The sequence below is a fragment of the Paenibacillus sp. FSL R5-0928 genome (assembly GCF_037970385.1).
In the GTDB taxonomy this organism is placed as follows: domain Bacteria; phylum Bacillota; class Bacilli; order Paenibacillales; family Paenibacillaceae; genus Paenibacillus_AQ; species Paenibacillus_AQ odorifer.
In genome coordinates, this window is the sequence record NZ_CP150225.1 from 5,154,311 (window position 1) to 5,180,222 (window position 25,912).

Genomic DNA, 25,912 nt, shown 5'->3' on the forward strand with positions numbered 1-25,912 from the left:
TCACCTCTCTTAAAGTTAGTAACTAGTGCGTCCTAAAATAGCATCCATCGCTGCAGATGTATTAAAAATAATTTGCTCCGAATAATGCGTATATGGCGGTATCATTTCACCTGTAACATAATTGCTGTAGCCGATCTCTTGCAGTGCTTCCATAACAGCAGGATAATCCACATCCCCAGCAAGTAGATCAACAAATCCATGAAGTCCTCCGGCTGCCCGGCGGTAATCTTTGAAATGCACCTTCTTGATTCTATGGCCTAGAATCCGTATCCACTGCTCTGGATAACCAGAATGAACGATATTCCCTACATCCAGATAGGAACCTACATAATTGGAGCCTACAGCATCTATAAAAGAACGTAATTCGAGCGGAGACAGCAGGAATTTATTCCACACATTTTCAATCCCAATAGAAACACCCGCCATTTTTGCATCCTGAGCTAGATCACTGATCGCCTTCAAGGCTCGATCATAAGCTTTTTCATAATCGACTACTTCACAGCCCTCAATAAAATCGACACCAACCGCACCAGGAATGACAAGAATCGTATCTACGCCAAGTGTTGCTGCCAGCTCCAATTGTTTTTTACATACATCGATAGCCTTCGTCCGGTTCGCCGCGGATTCACTTGTCATGGCATATGACCAATATAGTCCTGTCGCCAGTCCTGCAATTTCTAACCCCATCTCCTGAATGGAATTTCTGATCTTAATAGCTTCTTTCTCAGTGGTTTGCAGGCCAAGTTCACCCGATTCATTCAAAGACAATTCAATTCCATCGAACCCCGCCGCTTTAGCCAGACGTGCACATTCTTCGATCTCAGTACCTTCGCGAAACGACCAAATGTTTATTCCCTTTTTCATCTGAATCCTCCTCAAATTTGTTATTTTCCGTTTTTTTAAGATCCTGCCCTAAATACCCTTATATCCTTTATTTATTTATATTATAATAGATTGTAAGTTAGATTTATTTAGGTGAACAAGAGATTTGTTGCACGATTCCGGTCTATTTAAAAAAATTATTTTATACTGTATGGGAGGTTTATTCGTGGCTGAAAAAGAACCCCGTTATCCCCTGAGAAAACAGGTCCCCTCCCGGGAGTGGTCACCTGGCATTCACTATGCACAATTCCAAACCCTCTCACCTTGCCTCTTCCCAAGAAGAAGATTGTATGATTTCGAACTGCTATACGTTCGCCAGGGGAAATTATCAACAAAGATGGATACGGAGGAATATATCCTGAATTCAGGACAACTGATATTTCTTTCTTCCGGGGTATATCATCAGAATGCGATTGTCTCAGATTCGGAGACCAAACTCATTGGGATCCATTTTGATTTTTTTGGGGAATCGATTATTACAAGCGATGAAGACATGCTGGTCAATGAGGAGGAGGTTATGGACGAGAAGTTTGCCTTGGAAGCTGTGACCGCTCCTTTTATGCCATTGTCACAGGAGCCCATTTATACCCCGCCACCCGAATGTATCCATGCGATGGAACAGCTCGTGCATGAATTTACGATGCGGCCTGCCGGTTATGAATGGGTCTGTCGGGGGTTACTGCTCGGCGTTCTAACCTCGCTGCTCCGAACACAAAGCTCCCGGAATGCTGCCAAATCTTCCGTCCATACCGGGCGGATCAGAGCTTTAATCGATGAGATGGATTCAAAGCTAGCAGACCGCTGGAGCAATAAATCCATGGCTGGTGCCATGAATATGCATGAAGACCATTTCTCCAAGCTATTTCGTGAGGTAGCTGGCATGCCTCCTGGTGAATATCTCCGTTCCATCCGGCATCGGGAAGCACGCAAGCTGCTGCGCGAAACGGATTGGCCGATTGAACAGGTCGGTGATAACGTTGGTTATCCTGATATCCATTATTTCAGCAGGGTATTTACTGCGAATGAGGGGATTTCTCCGCGGGCTTATCGCAAGTTGTCCCGGATACTCTAGATACGGAAAACTCAAAATATCTCAATCCAAGTGAGAAAAACCTGCCAAAAACATTGAGGGGGATGGATCATCTGCATTGTATGATACCTGTGGGGGCCGATAAACAATATACATTGTACGGTGAGATGTGCAATATGCGGGGCGGCGAACGTTCGTGTTTTCTGCGTTAATGCAGTATGCGGGGACGGCTCTAAAACTAATTAGGGAAAAACTCCCTGAAAATAATCAATATTCGCTCTAAATGAACGAAATCAGGGAATTCCTCCCTAATAATAAGAGGAATTTCTATAATTGCTAACGAATCAGCTAAATTTTAGGGAGATTTTCCCTGATTATTAGTCTGATGACCAAAAATCCCGGAATTTCAGGGAGAAATTCCCCAATCACTCCATCGAAGCGGTACAATTCAGGAAAGTTGGAGATAACAGCGGCCGGAAGTCTAATTATTCGCCGTAGTTACGGTCGACTCTTAATGTGTGATCTCAAAATAAGAGAAGGCAAACAAGTCTCTTACATAATCAAATCCAGCCACACACTTTCCATCCCACCCAACTCTATTTCTTGGATCACGGCATTGTCCATCAGGATCGTCGTCTTTTGGATCTCGGAAGTGTTATTTACGGCACAATATCGCCCCGTCTCAGGATACGCATGACATTCAACATTCGGATTCACTGAGAACCATGAATACAACTGCTCCTCTTGATGTGCAGCCCAAAAGATCGCTCGGCTGAGTAGTCTGGTATTCTGAATACTGTACGGAAGTCCAGCGATATAAACGCCCCGCCCCTGACCAAATGAGTTCACGGCAAGATTGCAGCTGCCTTGGTGCACATCCAATATTTCTGCTCCGGCCTCCGCTTGATAAACCATGGTCATCCCTTCACCATAATCGATCTCACCTTCCAGATCTTCCGTTATGAAATGATCCTGCACAGGCGTTACCTTGGCCTTATTGATGCTTGCTGTAAATCCAATCTCCTTCTGAACCCCTAGAATATCCGCTAGTTGAAAAAGAACCCCTTGATGTTCATAAGCTGATGGATCACCAATCCCAATAAAACCGCCCCCTTGATCCACCCACTCACGAAGTGTTGCCACAACTTGCGGATCGCTCCATTGATCTCCACCGCTCCAAGAGGTGTGGACATCACCCGCGTTAATAATCACACCGATACTAGGATCAATCCCACTTAACCTGATGTCATCAAAGCTTATAAACTCAATGTCGAACGGCAAGCCCGCCAATGACTCTAATGCCCCTATGTAGGAATAACATCTTTGATTCCATAAAGAATGAGCCACTTGATGTGTCTGCCAGCTTCGAAGGGAACCCCAGGTATTCAGAACCGCTACTTTAAAAGGAGCTTTAAAAGGCTGTGTCCCTTCTGCATTAGCATGAATCCCTTTGAACTGCGTCGCAATCTCTGTCACATGATCAATAAAATCCGGGAATTGATGCGCTAGACTCAAATATCCGCCATACCCCATCCTGCCAACTGGTTTGCGCATGAGCGCACGCCGGCATTTGATCCAGATCGGCATGGACTCTCCGACAGGGTCTCCCCCTTCAAAAAAGACATCTGGAAAGAAATAAGGATAGAAACGTGCCTCGGTATCCTTAATAGGTATATCCGCAATCATACGGGTTGTAACGCCATCTCCTGCTGCCCCAACCACTGCGTCGAGCCCGATCTCCGGAAAATATTTGCCATAAGGCTCTGTGCCCGCCCAGTGATCCCCAAAAAACATAATCGCTTTCTTCCCGAAATCATGCACCATATCTACACATTGTTTCGCATAACCTGCGATGAATTTCTGATTGAAGTCCATCCAGTCCAGATATCTTTGGGTCGGGTTCTTAAATGGTGTGTTATATCGCCCCTGATCCACAAAATCTTCTGCAGTCAATCGGTACCCATAAGCTTGTTCGAATTGCTCTAACGCAAGTGGACTTACACAACTGAGATAGCCAAACCAATTCACTTGTTTCTCCTTACCTTCCTTGTTAAAAATCAAATCAAAATTATAAAAGAAGGTCGTAAAACGTACGATATCTGTCTTGGGATGTTTCTTCAGCCAATCCTCCAGCACCTTCAAAACATGCTCTTGAGCCTCGGGATAACGAACATCCAACGGTAAACGATGCTCCCCATCCCAATCATTCGTGATGTGATTGTACATGGAGACTGGCTCCCATTTCTGGTAGGCCAAGAAACTGACCGTATATTTGTGAAATTGTACCGCCTGCTCAAGTGTGACAATCCCCTCTGCATAACTCCAACATTCAGAAGGTAATACTTCTCCTGTAGTCCGGTTTACAACCTGCCAATATTTTTTTATATCCACATCTGTGTTAGGACTAAATTGATCGGCAAAATAATCAGCCATAATATCGATGGTCTTCACCTTTGAAGTTACTATTACTGGAGCAGACATCAGATAAATCTGCTGTCTATATTGCGGATGCTGCTTCGCCCACTCGTTGTCCTCACGGACGAGACAAAGCGTTGAATAAATTTGCAGACCCATGTCGAGAATGTCCTGCGATAGATTCGTGCCATCACTGTCACGTACGGCATCTACACCCCATCTTTCGACGAGATCACCTATGACCTCTTCCATCCCTGTTTCACCAGGCAGTGTAAATCTTCCTTTGTCCACGTAACTTCCCTCCATGTCTTTGTTGTTCAGCCCTTAATTCCGCCTGCGCTTATTCCTTGGAGCAATTGCTTTTGTCCTATCACATATAAAAGAATTGTTGGAATCAGCACTAGGATCAGCGCGGCAAATAGTGCACTCCAATCTGTAGCATAACGTTGAACCTCAAAAAGATTGGCTAAACCTACTGGCAATGTTTTTTTGCTATCACTTTGAATTAAGACCAATGCCAGCGGATACTCATTCCAAAAGCCCATCGCTGCCAGCATACAGACCGTCACAATGCCCGGTTTAGCAAGCGGCGCAACAATTCTGACGAGCACTCCTGTGTTGCCACAACCGTCAATCTTAGCGGCTTCTTCATAATCTCTAGGGACGGACCGCAGAAATCCACTTAATACAAAGATGGCAAAGGGAAACTGCAGAACAGCATAGATTAAACTGAGCATCCCGCGATTGTCCAACATCCCGAATGAATTCACCTGCAGAAATAAAGGAACCATAATGTAGGAGGCTTGCAGAAAGATACAGGCCATATAAAGGTTAAGGATTAGTTTGGAGCCCCAAAACTTAAATCTCGTTAAGACATAAGCCATAGGAACTACAAAAATAACTAGAATCGCCGTGGATAACATTACAAGAAAGATAGAGTTCAGGAAATAACTCCCCATCTTGGATTTCTGAAAAGCGCGTACATAGTTATCAAAGTGTAAGGCTTGTGGTAAGGAGAAGGGGTCGGTTAGAAATTCCGTATTGCTTTTAAATGAAGCTAAGAGATTCCATACAAACGGATATAACAAAACAATGGTGGCTACAATCAGAAACAGCCGCGTGATCCAGTTGGCAATATTCATTTTTATAAGACTCTGTTGATTGCTCGTCATCCTTCTCCCCTACCCTTCTGCTCGATTTGTAAGTAGTCTGGACAGAAAAGAAAGCACAAAGGCGAACACCAGCGTAAAAATAGCAATAGCCATGGCATAACCAAAGTTCGCATTTTGGAAAGCTTGCGTGTACATGTAGTGGAGTAAAACAGTAGTTCCACCTGCCGGACCCCCGCCAGTCATTACAGTTACAACTATAAAACTTAAATTGATCGTACCTGCCAGGGACAACACAAACGTAATGCCAATAATATCTTTTAGCAGAGGGATCGTAATGCTGGTAAGCTTCCGGAAATATCCCGCACCATCAATAGTCGCCGATTCAAACACATCCGCAGAAATCCCGTCAATCGCAGCGATATACATGACCATATAATAACCAACCGCTTGCCAGATCAGTGTAACGGCTACACACCACAATGCTGTTCGGCTATCTCCAAGCCAGGGTCTGCTCAGTTGATCTAATCCGATGCTCCCCAGAATATTATTCAAAATGCCCATGTTGGGATGAAACACAAAGGACCAGATAATTCCGACTACCGTCAAAGAGATGATACTAGGGAAAAAGAATACGGTTCGGTAAAATCCTCTTTCCTTCAGCTTCGTCTGCGTTAATAGAAAAGCAAGCACCAGCCCAAAAATCAATGTAATTACTGGCACAACCAGCATCAGTTTAAATGTATTGCTCAGCGCTTTGAGGAACATCTCATCTTGAAACATATATTTATAGTTATCCAAAAAGATAAACTTGTTCTCATCACTCATCCCGGTGGCATCCGTAAAAGACATAAAAAATGCCCGAAAGGTTGGAATAATCATAAATACGAGGGTTAACAGGAGCGTAGGAATCGTGCATACCGCTATGAATAGCTTAGGATTTCTGGTTTTCGCTGTCCTAATCTTTGATTTTCTCTGTCTAGGAGCTACTTCTGCCAGCTGCATTTCAGACATCTTTCTCACTCCTCTTCATACAAAATGCATCCCGTTCATAGATAACCTTATCCATTCCTAACAGGATGCATTTGCATGAGATACTATAGATTATTTACTAGCTGCTTTCTCTTTACGAATCTGTGCAAAAGCTTTTTCCACATTATCCATCCATTGATCCGTGGTCATCTGGCCTGTCATCACTGGTGTGACCGTATTCTTGAACATTTCAGTGACTACACTAACCTTGGAACCCTTCGGTAACGATTGCCAGCCCTGTAGAATAGAAATGGAACCATTATAAGCCTCAAACATGTCATAGACACCTTTAGTCAAAAATGGCTTAGACAGCTCCTTCGCATCGTTAAGCGCATACGCCCCATTCGCTTTTTCCGCGAATAGTTTCACAGACTCATCGGTATATAGGAACTTCAAGAATTCCTTAGCGAGCTCAGGATTTTTAGCCTTAGCAGGGATGGAGAATTGCTCGTAGCTGGAAAGCACATACTTCTGATCGCCTTTATTGAACACAGGTACTGTTGTCATCCCAAATTCAAACCCATTTTCTCTAGGTGAATCCTTCATTTCATTTTCCATCCAGTTGCCGTTTACGATAAACAAAGCTTTACCCATCATCATATCGGTCTGCGACTGTGTATGGTTCAAGGCAACCGTGCCATCCATCAGATAACCGTCTTTAGAGATTTTATAGAAGATATCCAGTACTTTTTTGATCGTGTCGTTCTTAAATGAACCTTCTTCATATGCAAAGACTTTATCCAGCGTTTCTTTTCCCCCCGCACTGGCAATGGCCGGGTAGAGAATTTCCTCCAAATAATCCGGATAGATGCCTTGATAAGTGAATAAAGCCCGCTTCGTTTTAGTTCCATCTGCATTAACCAGGTAGTTCTCCTCTTTGTTCAGCTCATCACCTAAAGCAAAGAACTCCTCCCAAGTCTCAGGAACACTCCAGCCTTTTTCTGCGAACAGTGTTTTATTGTAAATCAAGCCCATCGGTCCAGCATTAAAAGGTGCGAGATACGTCTTTCCATCTTGATAGGGCTGAAATCTTGTACTGTCCAGCATCCCCGGTAGAATCATATCCTTAAGCGTCTCCTCTTTATCAAGCGCTTTGCTTTCAAATACATCGCTGATATCTAGCAGTCCTTTTTCTTTAATTAATGAAAGCACGATGCCACTTTGCTCTGTATCTGTAACAGAAAGGAAGTCGGGAGGATTACCCGCAACAATCTGCGGCCGGATTACTTCACCAACTTTTGGATTAATCGTCATGTTCACTTTCACACCTGGATAAGTACTTTCGAATTTGCTGACAATTTCATTCCAATAATCCGCACCATATCCCCCTTGGAATACAGCAATACTAAGTTCCTTGTTATCAAAATCTTTAGCAGGTTCTTCTTTAGTATTCTCGGCGTTCGTTGTACTTGTAGCTTGCGCTGTGCTCGCAGCTTTCGTTGGATCCGATTCATTAGAGGCAGCAGGTTTATTATTGCTGTTCCCGCAGCCGAGCAACCCCACACCTAGCAGCATTACTGCTAATAATGTACTCATAGTCTTTTTCATAAACGCCCTCCTTAAGATATTCTTGTAAACGCTTTTTTAATAATCTAAGTATAGAAGGATTTACGCTATATTTACATTTACAATACAAACCTACCTATGTATTATCTTATCCATCTTCCAATGCGAGCTCGTATAAGCTTATTCATCAGGGTCACATAACCTGTAAACTTAGCCGTTAACGGAATGGATAATATTATCCATTCCATAGATTATTCTCACTTTTCGCCGCTGCATATATATTCCATTGTTCTTTTTATGTTAACTTGTAAGTAAAAGATAGTGAATGGGAGGTCATCCACCTGAGTCGACGTAAAGGGAAGCTGCATTTTCCTAATCCTCCGCAAATCATGCGCAAGGTTAAAATTCAAAATCGCTTAACCGTCATTTTCTTAATCGTTTCTGTGATCCCAATCATCTTTATAGGTTTCTACTCCTACACCATTTACTCCAAATCCATTAACAATAAATTAAGTAAATCCACATTTCAGGCTTTAACGCTGCTTAATCGAACGATGTTAAGTGAACTTAACAACTATCAATATCTTGCAGGCTCTGTTTCTACCAATAGTATTATTCAGGAGCGTTTATCGGCAGCACCAAATGAACCCGCTCCTAGCAATGCTGCCATTAATCATGCCATGGACAATTTATATAGAACCATCTACCCCGGATATGTCCAGAACGTTCGGGTCATCGACGCCAAGAACCAACCTATCTATGAATTAGGCTACGACGGCATCCCCAATCCTAAGTATGAAGAAATTATGAAACAAGTAGAGCTGAATGCCCCTTATGACAGTCTTAACTACGTAAAAAGCTATCGCGCTTACAATACCATTGTCCTGGGCCGGAAAATTTTTGATCAAGATGACATTGGCGTTCCCTTAGGTCATGTGTTTGTTTTTATTGGTGGGGAGTTATTTTCAAAAGTCATTCTTTCCAGTGTAGATTTAGGTACAGGTTCCAGTCTCCTTATTATGAATAGGGAGGGAAAAGTAATGTCCTCGAATCAAAAGGATACTCCGCTAGGAGAACCCTATTATAAAGATGAGCTTTTTAAGCAAATCAAGACACAAGAGGCAAAGAAAAACCATTCCTTCCAAGGCATGGTCAATGGAAAAATGCAGCAAATCTCTTATATTAACAATAATCAATTAGGCTGGTACATGATTTCTACCGTCCCCTTCTCTTATATCAATTCAGAGACAAGTAAAATCACCACTGGACTACTTATTGTTGTCAGCATCATTGTAGTCGTGTGTATTCTAATTATTATCGTATTGTATAAAAGCATCCTGAAACCAATCAAACAAATCATCGTCTTCTGCAACCAAATTTTTTATGGTGATCTATCGAGTCGGATCGAAGATCACAGCAACGATGAAATGGGCGTGTTGGCCAATAGAATTAACAGCATGGTCAGTAGAATGGAACAGCTGATGAAGGATCAAAAGAAAGATCTGAAAAGAAGACGTTCGCTCGAATTGCAAATGCTGCAATCGCAAATTAATCCTCACTTTCTTTTTAATACACTTAACTCCTTACGATGGCTGGCGATGATTAACCAGGTTCCCGTCCTTAGCGACGGCATCTCCTCACTAGCTGAATTGCTGCGTAGTACCATTATCGATCAAGATGAGCAAATCACCATCAAGCAGGAGCTGAACAATCTGGATCATTATTTTGCCATTCAAAAAATACGTTATGCCGACAGGTTTGACATTGAATATGACTTGGATGAGTCTTTATTACAGAGCATGATCCCCAAGCTCATCCTGCAGCCGATCGCAGAGAACGCGATTCTTCATGGGGTTACAGATATAGGAGGAAAAGTTCTAATCCAAATTAAGGTATACGCAAAAAATGAATATACCCTTATTATTGAAATCATCGATAACGGAAAAGGGTTTGACACCACCAAATCAGAAAAGGCTGACAATCTGTCGGGTATCGGAATTTCAAATGTGGCCGATCGCATTAAACTTCAATACGGTGAGAGTTACGGGCTGTTCATCACAAGCTCAATGGGTCATGGAACCTGCTGCCGCCTAATTATCCCTAAACAAACATACGAACTTAAGGGGTGATACTATGTATCCTATGTATAATGTAATGCTAGTGGATGACGAACCGATTGTTAAAGTTGCGCTCAGAACCATGATTCCATGGGAAGAGCTTGGATACATGATCTGTGCTACTGCCTCTGACGGAGTTGAAGCCTTAACACTTGTAGACAAGTTTAATCCCCATATCATCATTACAGATCTCAAAATGCCTAATATGGATGGTTTACAGCTGATAAAAGAACTGAATAACAGAGGGTTTGCAGGAAAAATTCTGGTGGCGAGCAACCACGGGGAGTATGAGTTAGTTCGTGAAGCCCTAGTGCTTGGTGCTGTAGATTATATGCTGAAGATTAGTATGAAAACAGGGGATCTGATCTATTTGCTGGAGAAATCTACGAAGCTAATTCAAGAGCAGCTTCAATCTAGGCAGCAGCAGGAGACCCAAACTCAGTTATTGCAGCACAATTTAAAAAGTGTGAAAAATGCGCTTCTAAAAGATTATTTCACCGATCCTTATTACGATGTGCGGCAGCTTGAGCAGCATGATGCTATAACGTTCGCTTTCAGCGAAAGCAGCTGTTATTTATTCTACATTACTTTTGAGCAGAATAACGCCACCCATAACGAAAGACAAAATCACATCTCCGTATCCTTTATTGAAAACATCATCTTAGATATCTTGGAGACCGTAGATCAGTTGGAAATTATTCAGCTTGAATCTAATGGGCTGCTGCTTCTAATCTCCTGTGATACCTTAGACGATCATCAAATTATCCGCACAGACTTTATCCAGAGGGTCATTCGGTTAATCAAAATGTATATTTCTATCACCCCTACCATTGTTTTTTCTGATCCTGTACGGGGATATGCTGAAGCAAAACGAACCCTAGAACGATGTAAAGAATCCTTGCTAATTCAATTTTACAACGAAATAACGATTATAGATCCAAAGGATGTCCATTTAAAGGATACGCTGGACTTCGAGGATGTACATGATTTCTCAACGCAATTAATTCAGAACTGGAAGCTTTCAGGGGTTGAAGCCGTTACTCAAGCAACTCAGCAATTTCTTGACATCTGTAAATCCAAGCAAATTAATCCTGCTGAAACCAAAAAGTTCATTGTAAATTGTCTGCATTATCTTCCCTTATGCGATGCCCATCTCATTGTCGAGGATCCAAAGCTTTTGAAGAACTATATAGAAAATATCGCCAGCAGTAAACGTACCACTGACGTTCTATCTATAATGGAGCTTGTGTTCCAATTATTCTCCCATCAAAAGCAACAGATCGTAACTACACACAATAGAGATGTTAAACAAGCGATTGACTATATCAACACACATTATCAGAAGAAGCTGACCTTATCTCTGATTGCCAAGCATGTCAACTTAAGTGAGAACTATCTGTCCAGAATCTTCAAAGAAGAAGTGGGGCAAAGCATCATTCACTACATTAATACTGTGAAAATGGAAAAAGCCGCAGATTTAATACTTAAAGGGAATCCATACATTAAAGAAATTTCCACGCAAATCGGTATACACGATCAATTTTATTTCACCCGGTTATTCAAAAAACACTTTGGTGTTAATCCTAGTGAATATAAGAATCACATTCAGGCCACGCTTGGTTCAAGAAATTAAGACCATTCACACTTTTTATTGGAACGCGGTTCCTGATTTTATGATCCTTTTACAACCTGGATGTTATTAATGAACCCTTCTTTAGGTGCAAATATGGAATTAAACAACAATTCTTTTGTTTAACCGCTCCAGCTGCAGAAGATGATGACGATAGTGCATTTCAATAAGTAGGAACCATTCCTCCGCGCATAGTCCACCGAATCGCGGGTGAGATACGGTATTTTGTTTGGACGCTTTTTCAAGAGAGGGTTCGATCTCTCTCATTCTTTGGATGACTGTACGTAACCCTTGAATTAATTGTTCTTTGCTCTCCGGCTGCTCCGGCGTATATTGGGCGGAAGGCGGAACCTGAATACGAATGGGCGGAAAGCTTCCTCGCGCAAATATAGCCGCACCATCCTCAGTTTTCCCCACATGAGCTACTAAGGGATCTTGGTCGAGCACAAGGCATTGATCAATATTACGAAGCTGCATATACAGCGCCGAGTTAATGAGATGCTGAAACATCTGTCCGATGGACCACTCGTTTTCACTCGGCTTTTGCTTCAACTGCTCCAGATTGAATCGCTCCAATTCTTGAATATAGTATGTCGCAGTTTCTTCAAATCGTTGTAAGGCTTCTTTTGTTGTAATCATCATATATCAGCTCCTGTAGTCATTGATTATCCAAGTATACAAAAACGCTACTGACAGCGTTATGTCAGTAGCGTTTTAACATTATTTCTATTTCATTTCTAACCTGATCACGGAAAGATTCGGGCTCCAGCACAACCATACCGCCTCCCCAGCCAAGCACCCATTGCAGCAATTCCCCTGGCTCGCGAACGCGAAAAGTAACAAGTAACCCCTCCGCATGCTCCTCAATAGTTTCCATATAGAAATTATTTGATTCCCTTACCTTATCGGCTATGTCAGCTTGGACTAAGATAAGCACATGAACGTTGCGATCATCAGGAGGTTGGTATACCTCCAGATGAAAATCTGCTGGCAGTATAAATTCATCTTCCAGATTAATAAGCTCCCTCATTCGGGATAACCGGAAATGACGGATGTCTTGACGTAATTCACACCAGGCGATGAGTACCCATGACCCGTGATGAAGTACAAGTCCATAAGGAGCAACCGTACGAATACTTTGACGGTTCCCATCGGCTTCGGCGATTCTTTTGGAATAACGAAATCTTATTTTCCTTCCCTCCAATATCGCTCCACGAATGGCTTCCAAACATGCCTTCTCTTGTATGGGTGCTATATCTTCTACGGATGCAAATAAACGAAAACTTTTGCGAATCTGTGATGCTTCACTGCGGATGGCTTCCGGCAGGATAGCTTCTATCTTTGCTTTAGAACTTCTAGCCTTATTACCATAGTGTGCATCAAACCGCTGCTCGATAAAATCAGTTCCGATAAGCAATGTCACTGCTTCATCCAGCGTGAAACTAACGGGTGGCAGGAAATACCCCTCGATTAAGGAGTAACCCTGCCCTGGCGCTCCTATAATGGATACGCCCGCTTCACTCAGTGCCTGAATATCCCGATAGATCGTTCTTACGCTCGTTTCAAACCTAGCAGCCAAATCCTCCGCCCGCAACATTTTGTTACGCTGCAGTTCAAGCACTATAGCTAACAACCGATCCATTTTGTTCATACGACTCCCCCTCCCCGAACAATCTCATCAACAGCTCGTCGATACCCACCCGAGTTCCGAAACGATTCACTGATATTGGAGACAGCTTTTTTATAAGATAAATCGCTTAATACATGATCTACGGCTTCTCGTAGGTGATTTGCAGTTAAACTTTGCATTTGTAACTTAATGCCTGCTCCGACATGGACGACTTGCTTCGCAATTATTGGCTGATCCGCACTTTGTGGAATTACAATTAGCGGAACCCCGTAATAAAGCCCTTCATTGATACTGTTCATTCCACCATGTGTAATAAATAACTTTGTGTATTGCAGTATATCCGTTTGTGGAACATAATTTTTCACGAAAAAGTTTTGCGGAATTTCCCCTAAATCAGTGATTTGGACTTTATCTCCAATTGACATCACAATAGTGTGCTCCGTGTTCCCCAATGCTTCAAAACAAAGTTTATAGTATTCAATGGCTTGGTTAAAAACTGTGCCGAGTGAAATGTAAATTAGACTTTTCCCCTTAATTGCCATGAGATCGAATTTTTCTGGAGCTAATCGTGAAGAGATGAAGGGTCCTACAAAGATATAAGACGGGTCAAAAGCTTCTCCCTCAGGTTGAAACTCCCTAGTTGTATAAACGATAGTAAGTGGGGCAGGATTACAAAACACTTCATAAGGGGATTGGATGTCCACATCATATTTGCCCTTCACCATTTGCGTCAAGCTTTGGAATTTATCCTTTATAGGATTAGTTACTTCTGCAGGGACTGTAGTATAAAATCGTTCTAACATGTCATCGAATGCTGCTTTTGTCTGCGCAAAAGAAGTACAGGAGCTAATGGCCGGAAGCTTAAGAATTTGAGCTAGCAAACGTCCACAACCAAACATAGAATCATGGACGATGTAATCAAAATGCTCCCCTTTGATCTGTTCAAGAACGCTTGGAATAACTATATCTGCCGTAAGTAAAAGGCCGTTGATTCTTTCCAGTACATAATTTCTTCCACCTGAGATAAAAGCTTGTATAAATTTCTGATCGTCAAATGTTCGTACTGTAGCCCCCGTCATTTCCATACGCTCTCTGTAAGCTTCTATACAAAAGTACACTACCTCTTCGCCACGCGAAATAAGCTCTTCCACAACGCCAATCGTGGGATTGATATGTCCCTCTGATCCACCATTAATAAATAACACACGCGCCAATTGTAATCCTCCTTAACTATAAATCATTTTTATATTAGATATTATAAACATTAATTTTACTTATATCGCTCTAAAAGGGTATAGTAATATAGGCTTTAAAACCATTTTAATAATATAGAGTATACCCTTATTAGAGGAGAGATCATATTGGAAAGAGTAGTTGGAACAGTTGTACGTGGACTTCGCGGACCTATCATTAACAATGGGGATAACATTGAAGAAATCGTAGTTCAGACGGTATTGAATGCAGCAACAGTCGAGGGTTTTTCGATCGAAGATCGTGACATTGTGACCGTAACTGAATCCATTGTTGCTCGGGCACAAGGAAACTATGCGACGATTGACAATATTGCTGCTGATATAAAGGGGAAATTCGGCGAAGAAACCGTAGGTGTTATTTTTCCAATCCTTAGCCGTAACCGGTTTGCTAACTGCTTACGCGGTATTGCCAAAGGGGCACAAAAAGTAGTCCTAATGTTAAGCTATCCAGCTGATGAAGTAGGCAACCACCTTGTAGACATCGACGAACTAGATGCTAAAGGTATCAATCCATGGACGGATGTATTAACAGAAGCTCAGTTCCGTGAGTTTTTCGGCTATATTAAGCACCCATTCACAGGGGTTGACTATATTGAATATTATAAAGGTTTAATTGAAGCTGAAGGTGTGGCTTGTGAAGTCATCTTCTCCAACAACCCAAAAACCATTTTAAACTATACAAAAAATGTATTAACTTGCGATATTCACACTCGCTTCAGAACCAAACGTATTCTCACAAACAACGGTGCTGAAAAAGTATTTGGCTTGGATGATATTCTTACACAATCAATCGATGGCAGCGGCTTTAACGAAGCCTATGGTCTGCTAGGATCAAATAAAGCAACAGAAGAAAGTGTAAAGCTATTTCCAAATAACTGCCAGCCTATCGTGGATGGTATCCAAGCAAAAATCAAAGAAATGACAGGTAAAACTGTAGAAGTTATGGTTTATGGCGATGGAGCATTCAAAGATCCAGTCGGAAAAATCTGGGAGCTGGCAGATCCAGTTGTCTCCCCTGCTTACACCGCCGGACTTGATGGAACACCAAATGAAGTAAAATTGAAATACTTGGCCGATAACAACTTCTCTCATCTTCGTGGTGAAGAGTTAAAACAAGCTATTTCTAAATACATCCAGAATAAAAATGATGATCTAGTTGGTGCGATGGAAGCCCAAGGGACTACACCTCGTAGATTAACTGACCTGATTGGATCATTATCTGATTTGACTTCTGGTAGTGGCGATAAAGGAACACCAATGATTTATATCCAAGGTTATTTCGATAACTATACAAAATAAGAGTAGTACAACAAAGGGAGTCTCTAAACGAGGCTCTCTTTTTTACTTTCTGGGTTATAATAAAAGCAAACAGCGGCATGCGGAGGATACTATGAACATAAGAAGGATTAAATATTTTATAGATCTCGTGGAATGCAGAAATTTTACGGAAACAGCTAAAAAGAACTATGTATCGCAGACCACCATTAGCCAACAAATCGCCGCGCTTGAAGAGGAATTCAACATTCAATTGATTGACAGAAAGCAGATCCCTATTGAGCCAACCAAAGCCGGATGGCTTTTCTATGGCGAAGCCCTCATCCTCTGGAAGCAATATAACCATATGAAGATGAGCATGGAAAACTTTCAAAAGTATAATACGCAATCCTTGAGTATCGAATATGCGGCGATGACGGATATCCAAAGTTTGTTGAAATTGATTCCCTCGTTTCAGGATCATCATCCGAATATTAAGCTGGAACTGAATAAAGTATTGCTAAAAGATATTGCAGAATACTTGCAAAAAGGGATTTACGACGTGGCTATTGCCTTTGATTCCGAGTTTCAGGGAAAAGAGGACATTGTAACCTATCCCTTGTATAAGGGACGTTATTGTGCGGCTGTGAGTCACCACCATCCCCTGTTTCATCATGAATCGATCGCCAAAGAGGAGTTATATGAACATCCACTAGTCATGCTGAATCCAACAGCTATTGGAAACTCTTATCATCTAATGATCCAGCATGCAATTGAAGACGGCTATCAGCCGAACATTCTTCGAACCGCAGACGATGTGGAGACAGAATTGTTTTATATCATCACGGAGAATTTGATTGGCTTTTTCCCGGATAACTATCAGCTCGCTTATCTTCAAGATGAAGTCCGGCTAATTCCCTTAGATGATTCACACCATACCTTTGCAATCGAAGCAGGTTATCTCAAAAATAATACAAACCCGGCCTTGCCTTCCTTCCTGCAACAAATCCAAATTGGATTTAGCAATCGACCATAAGTTTTATGTGTTAGACTATGTTACTTTTTTCACATACTATAAGGGTATAATTCATTTCAACAAGGAGTGACAACGATCATGGGTAAATTATTGTTGACTGGTGTCGATGGAAATCTAGGGAAGCAAGCTGCGGAATATTTGTTGGAGCTGGTAGATAAAGACCAAATCATTTTTTGCGCTTACGATCCAGCATGTTTGAAAGAATATGCGGAACAAGGGATTGAAACACATGTGACCAACTTTAATAACAAGGACGGCCTTGCCGAAGCTTTTGCTCATGCCGATAAACTCGCTCTAATCTCCATGCCTTTTGTTGGAGAAAAACGCCAAAATGCACAAAAACATGTGGTCGATGCTGCCAAAGAAGCTGGAGTCAAACAGATCATTTATACTTCTCTAGTAAACGCAGCCGATGAAAGCAATCCAAGCGTAGAAAAAATCGACCATGTGTATACCGAACGTTATATTCAAAGCGTTGGGCTAGATTATATCTTCCTTCGGAATTCCCAATACGCGGAAGCCATGATTACCAATTACTTCACGTATGTGAAGGGTGACGGGGTATTAACAAACAATCAAGGTGACGGTAAAATGGCTTATATCTCGCGGAAGGATTGCGCAAAAGCCGTTGCGTACGCCCTAGCCTCCAATAATTATCAGGAAGCGATTCTAAATATCAACGGACTTGAATTGATGACAATTACCGATTTCATTAAGATTGGTAATGAAGTAACGGGCAATCATATCACCTACAAAGAAAACACGGATGAAGAAAATTATGCCGTATTCGAAGCAATGGGCGTGCCTAGAACCACCGACGGTGCATTTAAAGAAGGCTCCGAAGCACCCTTTTCTTCAGAAGGTATGGTTACTTTCGGACAAGCTATTCGTGAAGGAAAAATGGATGTTTATACAGACGACTTCAAACAACTTACTGGTCATGACCCTCTGACCGTGAAATATATGTTTGAACATGCCGATGAATTCCAGGTTGGCGAAAGACACTCTAAAGACAATTAAAAGCTGACACTCTTACTTCTTAGGCTAAATCACCCCCGTTTATTAAACGGGGGTGATTTCTTTTATACTGAGCGTGGCAAAAAAACTCCGTAAAGCTCAATCATATGCTCGCCCTGGAGATAATTAGGGAATTCCTCCCTTATTACCAGAGGATTCTGGTCATCAGACTAATAATCAGGGAATTCTTCCCTGAAATTTAACTGATTTGGCGGTAATTCTTGATATTGCTCTGTTTTTAGGGAGTTATTCCCTAATTTCATTCATTTAGAGCAATTATCGGCTTTTATTAGGGAGGTTTTCCCTAATCCTCCGTCACGGTATAGATAGAACTCGCCAAGTATATCGGTATGCTCACTGTAGAACAAAATACACCTTTAACCGTACGGATAAACATCCGAATGGCTAAAGGTGCTTTATCTTTATCTCTGTCTACTTTTTAATTAAAGTTAGTTCCAGATCTCTTCAGCAATTTCTTTAATATAAGCAAGCTTACGCCATTGCTGCTCTTCTGTCAGGTGGTTGCCTTCTTCCGTGGAAGCAAAGCCACATTGCGGGCTAAGGCAAATCCGGTTTAGATCAACGTATTGCTTCGCTTCCTCAATACGCTTCAGAATATCTTCCTTGCTTTCAAGCTCACCAAATTTGGATGAGAACAGACCTAACACAACCTGCTGATTGTCTTTCAAGAAACGCAATGGCTTGAAGTCACCTGCACGTTCGGTATCAAACTCCAGATAATAACCCGAGTAGTTATTGATATTAAGAAGCGTTTGCGCGATAGGCTCGTAGCCTCCACCTACTCCAGCATAAGTCGAAACATAATTGCCCCGGCATACATGGGTCGTTACAACAAGATCTTCCGGCAGACCAGTTACAACTTCCTCGTTCAATTTTGCAAGTTCGCTTGCATATTCAGCTACGTTCACGCCAATCTGATTCATAAACGCTATAAACTGTTCGTCGCAAAGCGCTCCCCACGTACAATCGTCAATTTGAATACTGCGGCAGCCCGCTGCATAAAAGGCAAGAATCGATGCTTTGTATGCTTTGGCAATATCCGAGATAAGCTCTTCGCGATTCGGGTATAATTCATTTGTGCTTTCCTTGTTTTCCGCCCGATCTAGCTCAAACAGGAATTGTGCAGCTGCAGGAATCGATTGACGCGCAACAACGTCCTCACCAGCAGCATCTTTTAAAAATTCATAATGTGAAACAAAAGGATGGCTGCTGTAGCTTATTTTCCCGGTCAGTCGGGCTGTTTCTGGTCTGGATTCTGCACCGTTAAATTGGTAACCTTGATCAATGATTGTCCGTTCCACACCGTCAAGTCCCCAGAAGAAGTCGAGGTGCCACCAAGAGCGGCGGAATTCACCATCGGTTACCGCTTGAAGACCCACCTCTTTTTGTTTCTGCACGAGCTTAACGATTTCGTCGTTCTCTACTTCCTTCAACTGCTCGGCAGTAATTTCGCCGTTCTTGAATTTCAATCTAGCCTCTTTCAACGCTTGGGGGCGCAGGAAGCTGCCCACGATATCATATCTAAATGGAGTAACGGTTCGTTTTTGGGGTTTGGTCTGAATGCTCATATATTAATCTCCTCGTAAACAAATTATTAGAATTAATATATCATAACCGACTGACTAACCGATCTACCAATGCACTATGGCAGGTTATAAGTATTAACTATAGCTAGATTCAGCGTGATAATGAGAAGCGCATGATAAAAAAAGAAGAGGCGCATGAGTAGCGCCTCTTCCTTAACAAATCATATCGACGGATATTCCATAGTAATTAAACTCCGCAGTCACCTCGAACCCAACCGACTGATAGAGGGATAATGCATTTCTATTTTGAGTGACCACGCCAAGACGAATCTGAGTATTTTTCTGATCTCGCAAGACTTTAACTACCTCTGAAAGAATTTCACGGCCGTATCCTCTGCCTTGACACGAAGGAAGCACACAAAAATCATGTATAACCGCAGTATTTGTATCTAAATCATTGACTCTGATCATCCCAACCGGAATCATGTTGTCCACAGCAATGTAAGTAATCCGTGCAGGTTCTCTTGTACGAGTTAAATAATTCCTAGTCCAGGACTCTGAATCACCAAAGGCTTGTGATGAACATTTAACCATAAACTCTAAATCCTGGTCTTCTTCCAATCGTACAACTAAACCGGAGTGGCTTGATCCAGCGATTTGTGCCCGATTATAAACCATGAGGAATTCAGACGGTGCAGCACTTGCCCCTAAATGCCGGATATAATCCATACCTGATTGAGAATTAGAAGGTATCCTAAAACGACAAGTTTGTATGCCTTGCATTAGCATATCTGATGCGGCACTTTTCAGTAAGCTGTGGAATACACCTTGGCGACGAAAGTCCGGGTGAACCATTCCGTTAATATTAGCTTCGATGCCATCCGAAGTATACCAACTGAGAAATCCGACTAATTGGTTATCGATCTGGCACAAGAATGCCTCATCTCCGTCTATCTCCTTAAGGCTTTCTACACCCACCCTCAAACTTGACCTGTCGGACGTCTTGCAAAGATATTCTAATGTCCGGATTTGATCAATGTAATGCTTTGAAAAGTCTTTCATTGTACAAATTTTATATTCTTGCATCTAGTACCCTCATTAAGAAGAAAATACGCAGTTTATGGACGAGTAGGCGTTATCCTTCTAAATTCTGTCCACCTAATGTTAGTTACCAATGGAACCGCCTCCTAAAAGTCAATATCTTCACTCTAAACCAGGGTAATCATAAAACAAACCTTATAACTAAAAAAATGACGGCAATTATAGCCACAACGATCAACAGATTGGTTACCTCGCTCCAAAATCCAGGAACGCCTTCAGTATGATATTTTTGCGCATTTACATCATGGTTTGCTTTATGGCCTGCAGGGTCCGACAAATTGGGATTAGGTCCTGAATTAAAAAAGTCAGACATAAATACAACTCCTTCCCATGATTATAAACCATATTATACCAGTTCATTGCCATTTTAACGACAACTTAATGCCACCTTCAATATATCGTTTGTCGGAGGGCTTTAGGGAGATTTTTGACAACCATATCGTAAGAGTGATCAATCATTAAATAGATATCCGACTCTGGTAAGGAGCCATCCAAAACAATCGTATTCCAGTGTTTTTTGTTCATGTGGTATCCTGGCCGAACGCTCTCATGCTGCTCTCGCAAGTTCCCTGCAATCACCGGATCACATTTTAGATTTATGTAAGCATAATTCCCCTTATTCTCAAATATAAGCGCGAACATTTTACCGGCAATTTTGATCACCATTGGATCGAAGCCGAAAGGAAAATCCTTTGTTGCTCCATTCTTTTGTAAACAGTATTCGATAATATTATGGGTCAAAACCAGTCCCTCACCTTCTTCATTAAAACGAATCCTGTATCCCTTATATCAAATATTATAACTGAAATAAACCTAACACTCTTGCCCTTGGCAAAATGAACTCGTGAGTAATCCTTTCAAGTGCACGAAACCTAAATAACCTTAAATACGTTAAAGTAATATACAAATCTACAGGAGGTTTTTATAATGAGATACAGTGCTGCAGGCGCACCAATAACCTGTCCTTGCTGTCAAAACGATACCTTTGATCTGGATTATAAACTGCTTAACACAAGCGGCGCATCATTTTTAGGCTTTGACTGGGCGAACAAAAACGCTGCCATCCTTATTTGTAAGCGATGCACCCATATTTCATGGTTTATGAAAGAACCAACATCTGATTAGTGTTTGGTAAAAATAAAGTATTAGACTGGATCCATTAAAACAAGCAGCGGCGGACCAAGACTTGATAAATAAAGTCTTAGACTGCCGCTGTTGTCGTTCCAATAACGTTCCTCGTGAGCGTAATCACCTTAAGTGACAAGGTCATCTTACCGTCTGGTAAACGAGACCTATGGCTCCAGAATCAAAGGTCTTGTTTTCGATTAGCTTAAGATTTCTCTTCTCCTTGAGACCTTGGAATAATGGCAATCCCTTACCGATCAGGACGGGAGAAACCGTAATTTTATACTCATCAATTAAATCAAGCTGCATAAGGTGGTGTGCGAATCTAGGACTGCCGAGGATGACCATATCCTTGCCGGGCTGCTGTTTGAGGTTATTGATCTCTTCCTCGACAGCTTCTTTCACGAGTCTGGAATTATTCCATTCGACTTTCTCCAGCGTCGTGGAAAAAACGATCTTAGCTGTCTTTTCGATCCACTCGGCATGATTCCGTTCATGCTGCGAAGCTGATGGGTTCGAAGGGACAGATGGCCAGTAACTGTGCATCATCTGATAAGTCCCACGTCCCCAAATGACAGTGTCGGCAGTACTCAGAATTTCTTTCGCATGGTTCTCCAAATCAGCATCGTAGGAAACCCAGCCAATGTCCATTTCACCATTCGGCCCTTCTACAAAACCGTCAAGCGATGCGTGAAGAAATAGAACGAGTTTTCTCATTTTCAGTTCTCCTTTGTTCATGAAGGATATCTACATTAGACATTAACTACATTTTAGCAGAATTCAACTTGGGTTGTTTTTTATGGATTGCTAATCTCAAACGCTCTTTTCTTCACTTTGGTATTTTTATCCACATAAACATTTTAGCAAACATACGTTCGTTTGTAAATGCACCTTTTTCTAATTTTCAAATCATCTTTCATTTCTTTAGAGCCGGCATTTTTCTGTGTTTCGTTTGTTGTTCGAATGCAAATGCAATCCGAATGAGTGTCGGTTCACTAAATGCCGTTCCTGCAAATGTGATCCCAAAGGCTCTTCCATTCTCTTGAAAGCCTGCGGGCACTGCTATAGTTGGATAACCTGCTTTAGCACTTAAATCAGCTCCGACATAAGCAGGAAACAGGATTGCATCCAATCCATACTTTTCTAAAGCATGATCGATCCCTATATTTTGCGAATAATATAAGTCAGAGATAGACTCTACAATATATTCCGAATGATTCAACGGTTTATCTAGCTGTGATCGATAGTTCAGCATATCTTGTCCATATTTCAAAGCCTTTTCCGAATTCCGCTCGTTCCATTCAATCAATTCATTTAGGTTATGGACAGGAAGTTGAGCCGGAAGGTTATATAAGTAATTTTCAACGGAATGCTTAAATTCAAGATTCATTTTGTTATATTTCCACTCTCTATGGAACGATGGAATATCTATATCTTCTATTATGTTGGCTCCAGAATCTTTTAATTTAGCCACAGCATCATTAAATAAATGTTCATCATATTCACCCATGTCACAATAATTCTTAGGTAGAGCATTTCTAAAAACGCCTATGGTCGCTTTATTTAATCCGTCTTTATCCAAAAATGCTGTGTAGTCCATAGTAGAATATTCATTTTTCCAAGTAGCAGGATCACTTTCATCTTTTCCCGTAAGTGCATTTAATAAGATCGCAACATCTGTCACATTCCTTGCCATAGGTCCAGCTGTATCCTGAGAATATGACCATGGAATTATGCCTGATCTACTTATTAGACCTACAGTTGGCTTTAAACCAACAATCGCGTTTTGCACAGCTGGACTTAAAATAGAGCCAGACGTCTCTGTCCCCACGGCTACTGTTGAAAAATTGGCTGCAACAGAAGCGGCAGAACCCGTACTGGAACCCCCCGGAAAATGATCCCCGTATGGATTTTTGGTTTGTCCTCCTATTGAGCTATACCCAGCCCACATGGATGATGACACCCCATTTGCCCATTCCGTCATATTTGTTTTTGCAAGTATAATTGCCCCAGCATCCCTTAGTTTTTGGACAAGAAAAGCATCGTTTGAGCTAACATGGTTTTCCAAAGCTAATGCGCCAGCGGTTGTATGCATTTTATCATTCGTTTCAATATTTCCTTTCAATAATACAGGCACACCATGTAAAAGACTTCGTGCTCCGCTTAATTTTCTCTCCTGATCTAATGCCTCGGCAATAAAAATCGCATCTGGATTCATTTCCATAATAGAGTTTATCATGGGACCACTCTGGTCAAACGTTGCTATCCGATACATGTAATACATAACAAGTTCCCTAGAACTAACATCCCCTCTTACCATTGCATCCTGCAGTTCGAGTATCGTTATTTCTTCACTCTTTATTTTTGCTAATTCGAAGATATGCTCCATGATAACTCCTGCTTTCCATTTGGGTCATTTATGTAATAGTGTCATGTTCATATATTTTGGTGGGCCGTCCCCACTCGAAGTTATCCAGACCTATCTCCTTAAATCCATATTTCTCATAATAAAGAATATGATCCGTCGCCAAGTAGACTTTTGCATAACCTAGTTGTCCAGCTATTTTTCTGGCATGCTCCAACAGAACGGCTCCTAGTGCTTTGCCTCTCTCACTTTCGTCAATAAACAATGGCGCAATCCAAGGTGATAAATCTTTTCGAGTTATAAATTCCTGCTCAATTAATTGATAAAACCCGATGATTACATCATGTTTCAACAGCAAAAATGTAAAAGGAAACTCCTCATCTTTTGAGATTAAACTTTCTTGTATATTGGGGAGCACAACTTGTTGTACTTTTGGCCACCGTTTTTTGACATACTTAATAAGCTCATTTTGACGAAGAGGACATTCTTGTAAGGATTTAATATCTAGCATCTAACCATCCCTTCTTGTAAAAAGAAATTCCTATACCCATGTCTGCTCTCACAATAGTCATCCACCAGCTCTCAAAATGCATAGCAGCAAGCCCCGAGTGGGGCTTGCTGTAGGTTGTAAATACTAAAGTAGGTTATAACGCTGGTTCACTTCATTACTTGGAAACCGGTGTATAGATCAGGCAGCGCAGCGTCTTCTCGGGATAGCGCAGCTCTGCCGTGTAGGTGCTACCGTCTTTCAGTTTGACCAAGACCGCTACCACTCCGCTTTTGTCATATGCACTGTCTTTAATGATAGAGGAGCTGGTTATCGCACGGGTCTCGCCCTGCTTGTCCACCACAATGGATTTAGCGGCTTGAAGCCAGCTGGAATCCTGGCTAATCTTTTTATTTATAGCTGCTGTAATCGGAGTTCTCTTGTAGGACAGATCCACTATCGTGGTATCAAGTACGGTCCCGCTCTTTGCATCCACGAAAGTATTATACATGAAATAAGACTTATCCTGAGCCCGCAGTGTCTCTGCCCGGTAAGGTAGAAAATTAACGAACCATTGCCCTTTCGAATCAGGAAAAGGCTTATGATATGAGGTCTGAGCCTGCAACTTTGAGAGATCGACACCGAATAGACGGCTTACGCTCTCTTTTGCTCTGCGTAAGGCTTCATCCTGACTGATGTCCTTCTTATCTGGCTGTGCCACGACAAGATTGAGGCTTACCACATAATTAAAACGGTAATTCCAGTCGATCAATTGCAGCATTTCTTCATCGGTCAGTTCGCGCTTAGGAAATACATAGGTAAATTTGCTTTGATCCAGATAAAATTCGGAGCTCCCTGATTTCAAAGGTAGCTTCTGCTTGGGCCGTAAACCATCGTACTTGTATTGATCATCCAATAACATCCGCCGCTTATTCTCCTGGTCCGTAAATTGCCGCGTAAGCTGTTCATCCTTGCCAGTGAGCCTGGCCTTCTCTGCATACTCATTAATCTGCTTAATTTCTTCAGCGGTGACTGTGCGCTCAAAATACGACTTGATCGTCGAGACTGGTGTTTTGGTTGCAACCTTAAGTACCGGGATCTGGCTGCTCGCCAGTTGAACAGCAGGCTTCTGGTTGAGTTCTTGCGTGTAGGAAACGTTCGCTTGAGACACATTCTGGTTCACTGTAGTGTAAGCGACGATTTTGGGCACTGCCAAAGCAGTCAGGGCCAGCAGACCACCGGATATCGCGATCACCCCAAGGGCTGATTTCAGATCTTTACTCTTCATTTCTCATAACCTCCATAGTGTAAGTGGGCTTGACTTACATGTACTTTAAGTTACGAATGTTATAAAGTACGAAGCCCCTTGTTATGAA

Annotated in this window: 23 protein-coding genes; 7 read left to right on the top strand and 16 right to left on the bottom strand. The window is 41.8% G+C overall.

Annotated features, from left to right (window positions below; all coding sequences use genetic code 11):
* Positions 1–15: 15 nt before the first annotated feature.
* On the bottom strand, positions 16–864 hold the full coding sequence (locus tag MKZ16_RS23370; RefSeq protein WP_076104352.1) for a sugar phosphate isomerase/epimerase family protein: 849 nt from the start codon (positions 862–864) through the stop codon (positions 16–18).
* 184 nt (positions 865–1,048) lie between these two features.
* Here MKZ16_RS23370 and MKZ16_RS23375 point away from each other — a divergent pair, with 184 nt between their 5' ends.
* Positions 1,049–1,954 (top strand): AraC family transcriptional regulator, encoded by a 906-nt coding sequence (locus MKZ16_RS23375; protein ID WP_076104351.1) that lies wholly within the window; start codon positions 1,049–1,051, stop codon positions 1,952–1,954.
* Between the two features lie 510 nt (positions 1,955–2,464).
* On the opposite strand, the gene gnpA is transcribed toward MKZ16_RS23375, so the two are convergent.
* From gnpA to MKZ16_RS23395, 4 genes are all read right to left on the bottom strand, one after another.
* On the bottom strand, positions 2,465–4,618 hold the full coding sequence (gnpA, locus tag MKZ16_RS23380; RefSeq protein WP_256715454.1) for a 1,3-beta-galactosyl-N-acetylhexosamine phosphorylase: 2,154 nt from the start codon (positions 4,616–4,618) through the stop codon (positions 2,465–2,467).
* Positions 4,619–4,644: 26 nt separating this feature from the next.
* Positions 4,645–5,469: a carbohydrate ABC transporter permease gene (locus MKZ16_RS23385; RefSeq protein ID WP_217904442.1), complete on the bottom strand. Its 825-nt coding sequence runs from the start codon at positions 5,467–5,469 to the stop codon at positions 4,645–4,647.
* A 39-nt stretch (positions 5,470–5,508) separates the two neighbouring features.
* Positions 5,509–6,450: a sugar ABC transporter permease gene (locus MKZ16_RS23390; RefSeq protein ID WP_244886367.1), complete on the bottom strand. Its 942-nt coding sequence runs from the start codon at positions 6,448–6,450 to the stop codon at positions 5,509–5,511.
* Positions 6,451–6,540: 90 nt separating this feature from the next.
* Positions 6,541–8,016 carry a carbohydrate ABC transporter substrate-binding protein gene (locus MKZ16_RS23395; RefSeq protein ID WP_076104349.1) on the bottom strand — a complete coding sequence of 492 codons (1,476 nt, stop codon included), beginning with the start codon at positions 8,014–8,016 and terminating at the stop codon, positions 6,541–6,543.
* Positions 8,017–8,363: 347 nt separating this feature from the next.
* Here MKZ16_RS23395 and MKZ16_RS23400 point away from each other — a divergent pair, with 347 nt between their 5' ends.
* Both MKZ16_RS23400 and MKZ16_RS23405 read left to right on the top strand, forming a co-directional pair.
* A complete protein-coding gene (locus MKZ16_RS23400; RefSeq protein ID WP_076104348.1) occupies positions 8,364–10,103 on the top strand; it encodes a sensor histidine kinase in 1,740 nt (579 codons plus the stop codon).
* A 4-nt stretch (positions 10,104–10,107) separates the two neighbouring features.
* Complete coding sequence (locus tag MKZ16_RS23405; protein WP_076104347.1) at positions 10,108–11,724, top strand: response regulator; 1,617 nt, start codon at positions 10,108–10,110, stop codon at positions 11,722–11,724.
* 99 nt (positions 11,725–11,823) lie between these two features.
* On the opposite strand, the gene MKZ16_RS23410 is transcribed toward MKZ16_RS23405, so the two are convergent.
* The 3 genes from MKZ16_RS23410 to MKZ16_RS23420 form a co-directional block, all read right to left on the bottom strand.
* The gene (locus MKZ16_RS23410) at positions 11,824–12,357 is read right to left on the bottom strand and encodes a DinB family protein (protein WP_076104476.1); all 534 of its coding nucleotides are present in this window, start codon (positions 12,355–12,357) and stop codon (positions 11,824–11,826) included.
* A 67-nt stretch (positions 12,358–12,424) separates the two neighbouring features.
* On the bottom strand, positions 12,425–13,372 hold the full coding sequence (locus tag MKZ16_RS23415) for a YafY family protein (protein ID WP_076104346.1): 948 nt from the start codon (positions 13,370–13,372) through the stop codon (positions 12,425–12,427).
* Entirely contained in the window at positions 13,369–14,565 is a 1,197-nt protein-coding gene (locus MKZ16_RS23420; protein WP_076104345.1) for a macrolide family glycosyltransferase, read from the bottom strand. Before MKZ16_RS23420 ends, MKZ16_RS23415 begins: the two co-directional genes overlap by 4 nt.
* A 147-nt stretch (positions 14,566–14,712) precedes the next feature.
* Between MKZ16_RS23420 and MKZ16_RS23425 the strand changes: the two genes are divergently transcribed.
* From MKZ16_RS23425 to MKZ16_RS23435, 3 genes are all read left to right on the top strand, one after another.
* Positions 14,713–15,903, top strand: a complete 1,191-nt coding sequence (locus MKZ16_RS23425; protein WP_038572605.1) for a coenzyme F420-0:L-glutamate ligase — start codon at positions 14,713–14,715, stop codon at positions 15,901–15,903.
* A gap of 91 nt (positions 15,904–15,994) precedes the next feature.
* A complete protein-coding gene (locus tag MKZ16_RS23430) occupies positions 15,995–16,894 on the top strand; it encodes a LysR family transcriptional regulator (protein ID WP_036683054.1) in 900 nt (299 codons plus the stop codon).
* 78 nt (positions 16,895–16,972) lie between these two features.
* Positions 16,973–17,914 (top strand): NAD(P)H-binding protein, encoded by a 942-nt coding sequence (locus tag MKZ16_RS23435; protein WP_036683055.1) that lies wholly within the window; start codon positions 16,973–16,975, stop codon positions 17,912–17,914.
* A gap of 446 nt (positions 17,915–18,360) precedes the next feature.
* Here the strand turns inward: MKZ16_RS23435 and MKZ16_RS23440 are convergent, their stop codons facing one another.
* The 4 genes from MKZ16_RS23440 to MKZ16_RS23455 form a co-directional block, all read right to left on the bottom strand.
* Entirely contained in the window at positions 18,361–19,500 is a 1,140-nt protein-coding gene (locus MKZ16_RS23440; protein ID WP_076104344.1) for a 5-methyltetrahydropteroyltriglutamate--homocysteine S-methyltransferase, read from the bottom strand.
* 171 nt (positions 19,501–19,671) lie between these two features.
* The gene (locus MKZ16_RS23445; protein ID WP_076104343.1) at positions 19,672–20,544 is read right to left on the bottom strand and encodes a GNAT family N-acetyltransferase; all 873 of its coding nucleotides are present in this window, start codon (positions 20,542–20,544) and stop codon (positions 19,672–19,674) included.
* Between the two features lie 136 nt (positions 20,545–20,680).
* Complete coding sequence (locus tag MKZ16_RS23450; protein WP_076104342.1) at positions 20,681–20,872, bottom strand: hypothetical protein; 192 nt, start codon at positions 20,870–20,872, stop codon at positions 20,681–20,683.
* A 77-nt stretch (positions 20,873–20,949) separates the two neighbouring features.
* The gene (locus MKZ16_RS23455; protein ID WP_076104341.1) at positions 20,950–21,300 is read right to left on the bottom strand and encodes an MmcQ/YjbR family DNA-binding protein; all 351 of its coding nucleotides are present in this window, start codon (positions 21,298–21,300) and stop codon (positions 20,950–20,952) included.
* Positions 21,301–21,486: 186 nt separating this feature from the next.
* Here MKZ16_RS23455 and MKZ16_RS23460 point away from each other — a divergent pair, with 186 nt between their 5' ends.
* On the top strand, positions 21,487–21,684 hold the full coding sequence (locus tag MKZ16_RS23460) for a hypothetical protein (protein ID WP_036683067.1): 198 nt from the start codon (positions 21,487–21,489) through the stop codon (positions 21,682–21,684).
* A 141-nt stretch (positions 21,685–21,825) separates the two neighbouring features.
* Here MKZ16_RS23460 and MKZ16_RS23465 read toward each other — a convergent pair whose 3' ends face one another.
* The 4 genes from MKZ16_RS23465 to MKZ16_RS23480 form a co-directional block, all read right to left on the bottom strand.
* Positions 21,826–22,401 (bottom strand): dihydrofolate reductase family protein, encoded by a 576-nt coding sequence (locus tag MKZ16_RS23465; RefSeq protein WP_038572611.1) that lies wholly within the window; start codon positions 22,399–22,401, stop codon positions 21,826–21,828.
* A gap of 199 nt (positions 22,402–22,600) precedes the next feature.
* A complete protein-coding gene (locus MKZ16_RS23470; protein ID WP_076104340.1) occupies positions 22,601–24,073 on the bottom strand; it encodes an amidase family protein in 1,473 nt (490 codons plus the stop codon).
* 28 nt (positions 24,074–24,101) lie between these two features.
* Positions 24,102–24,560, bottom strand: a complete 459-nt coding sequence (locus MKZ16_RS23475; protein WP_076104339.1) for a GNAT family N-acetyltransferase — start codon at positions 24,558–24,560, stop codon at positions 24,102–24,104.
* A 154-nt stretch (positions 24,561–24,714) separates the two neighbouring features.
* Complete coding sequence (locus tag MKZ16_RS23480; protein WP_076098605.1) at positions 24,715–25,824, bottom strand: hypothetical protein; 1,110 nt, start codon at positions 25,822–25,824, stop codon at positions 24,715–24,717.
* Positions 25,825–25,912 lie beyond the last annotated feature (88 nt).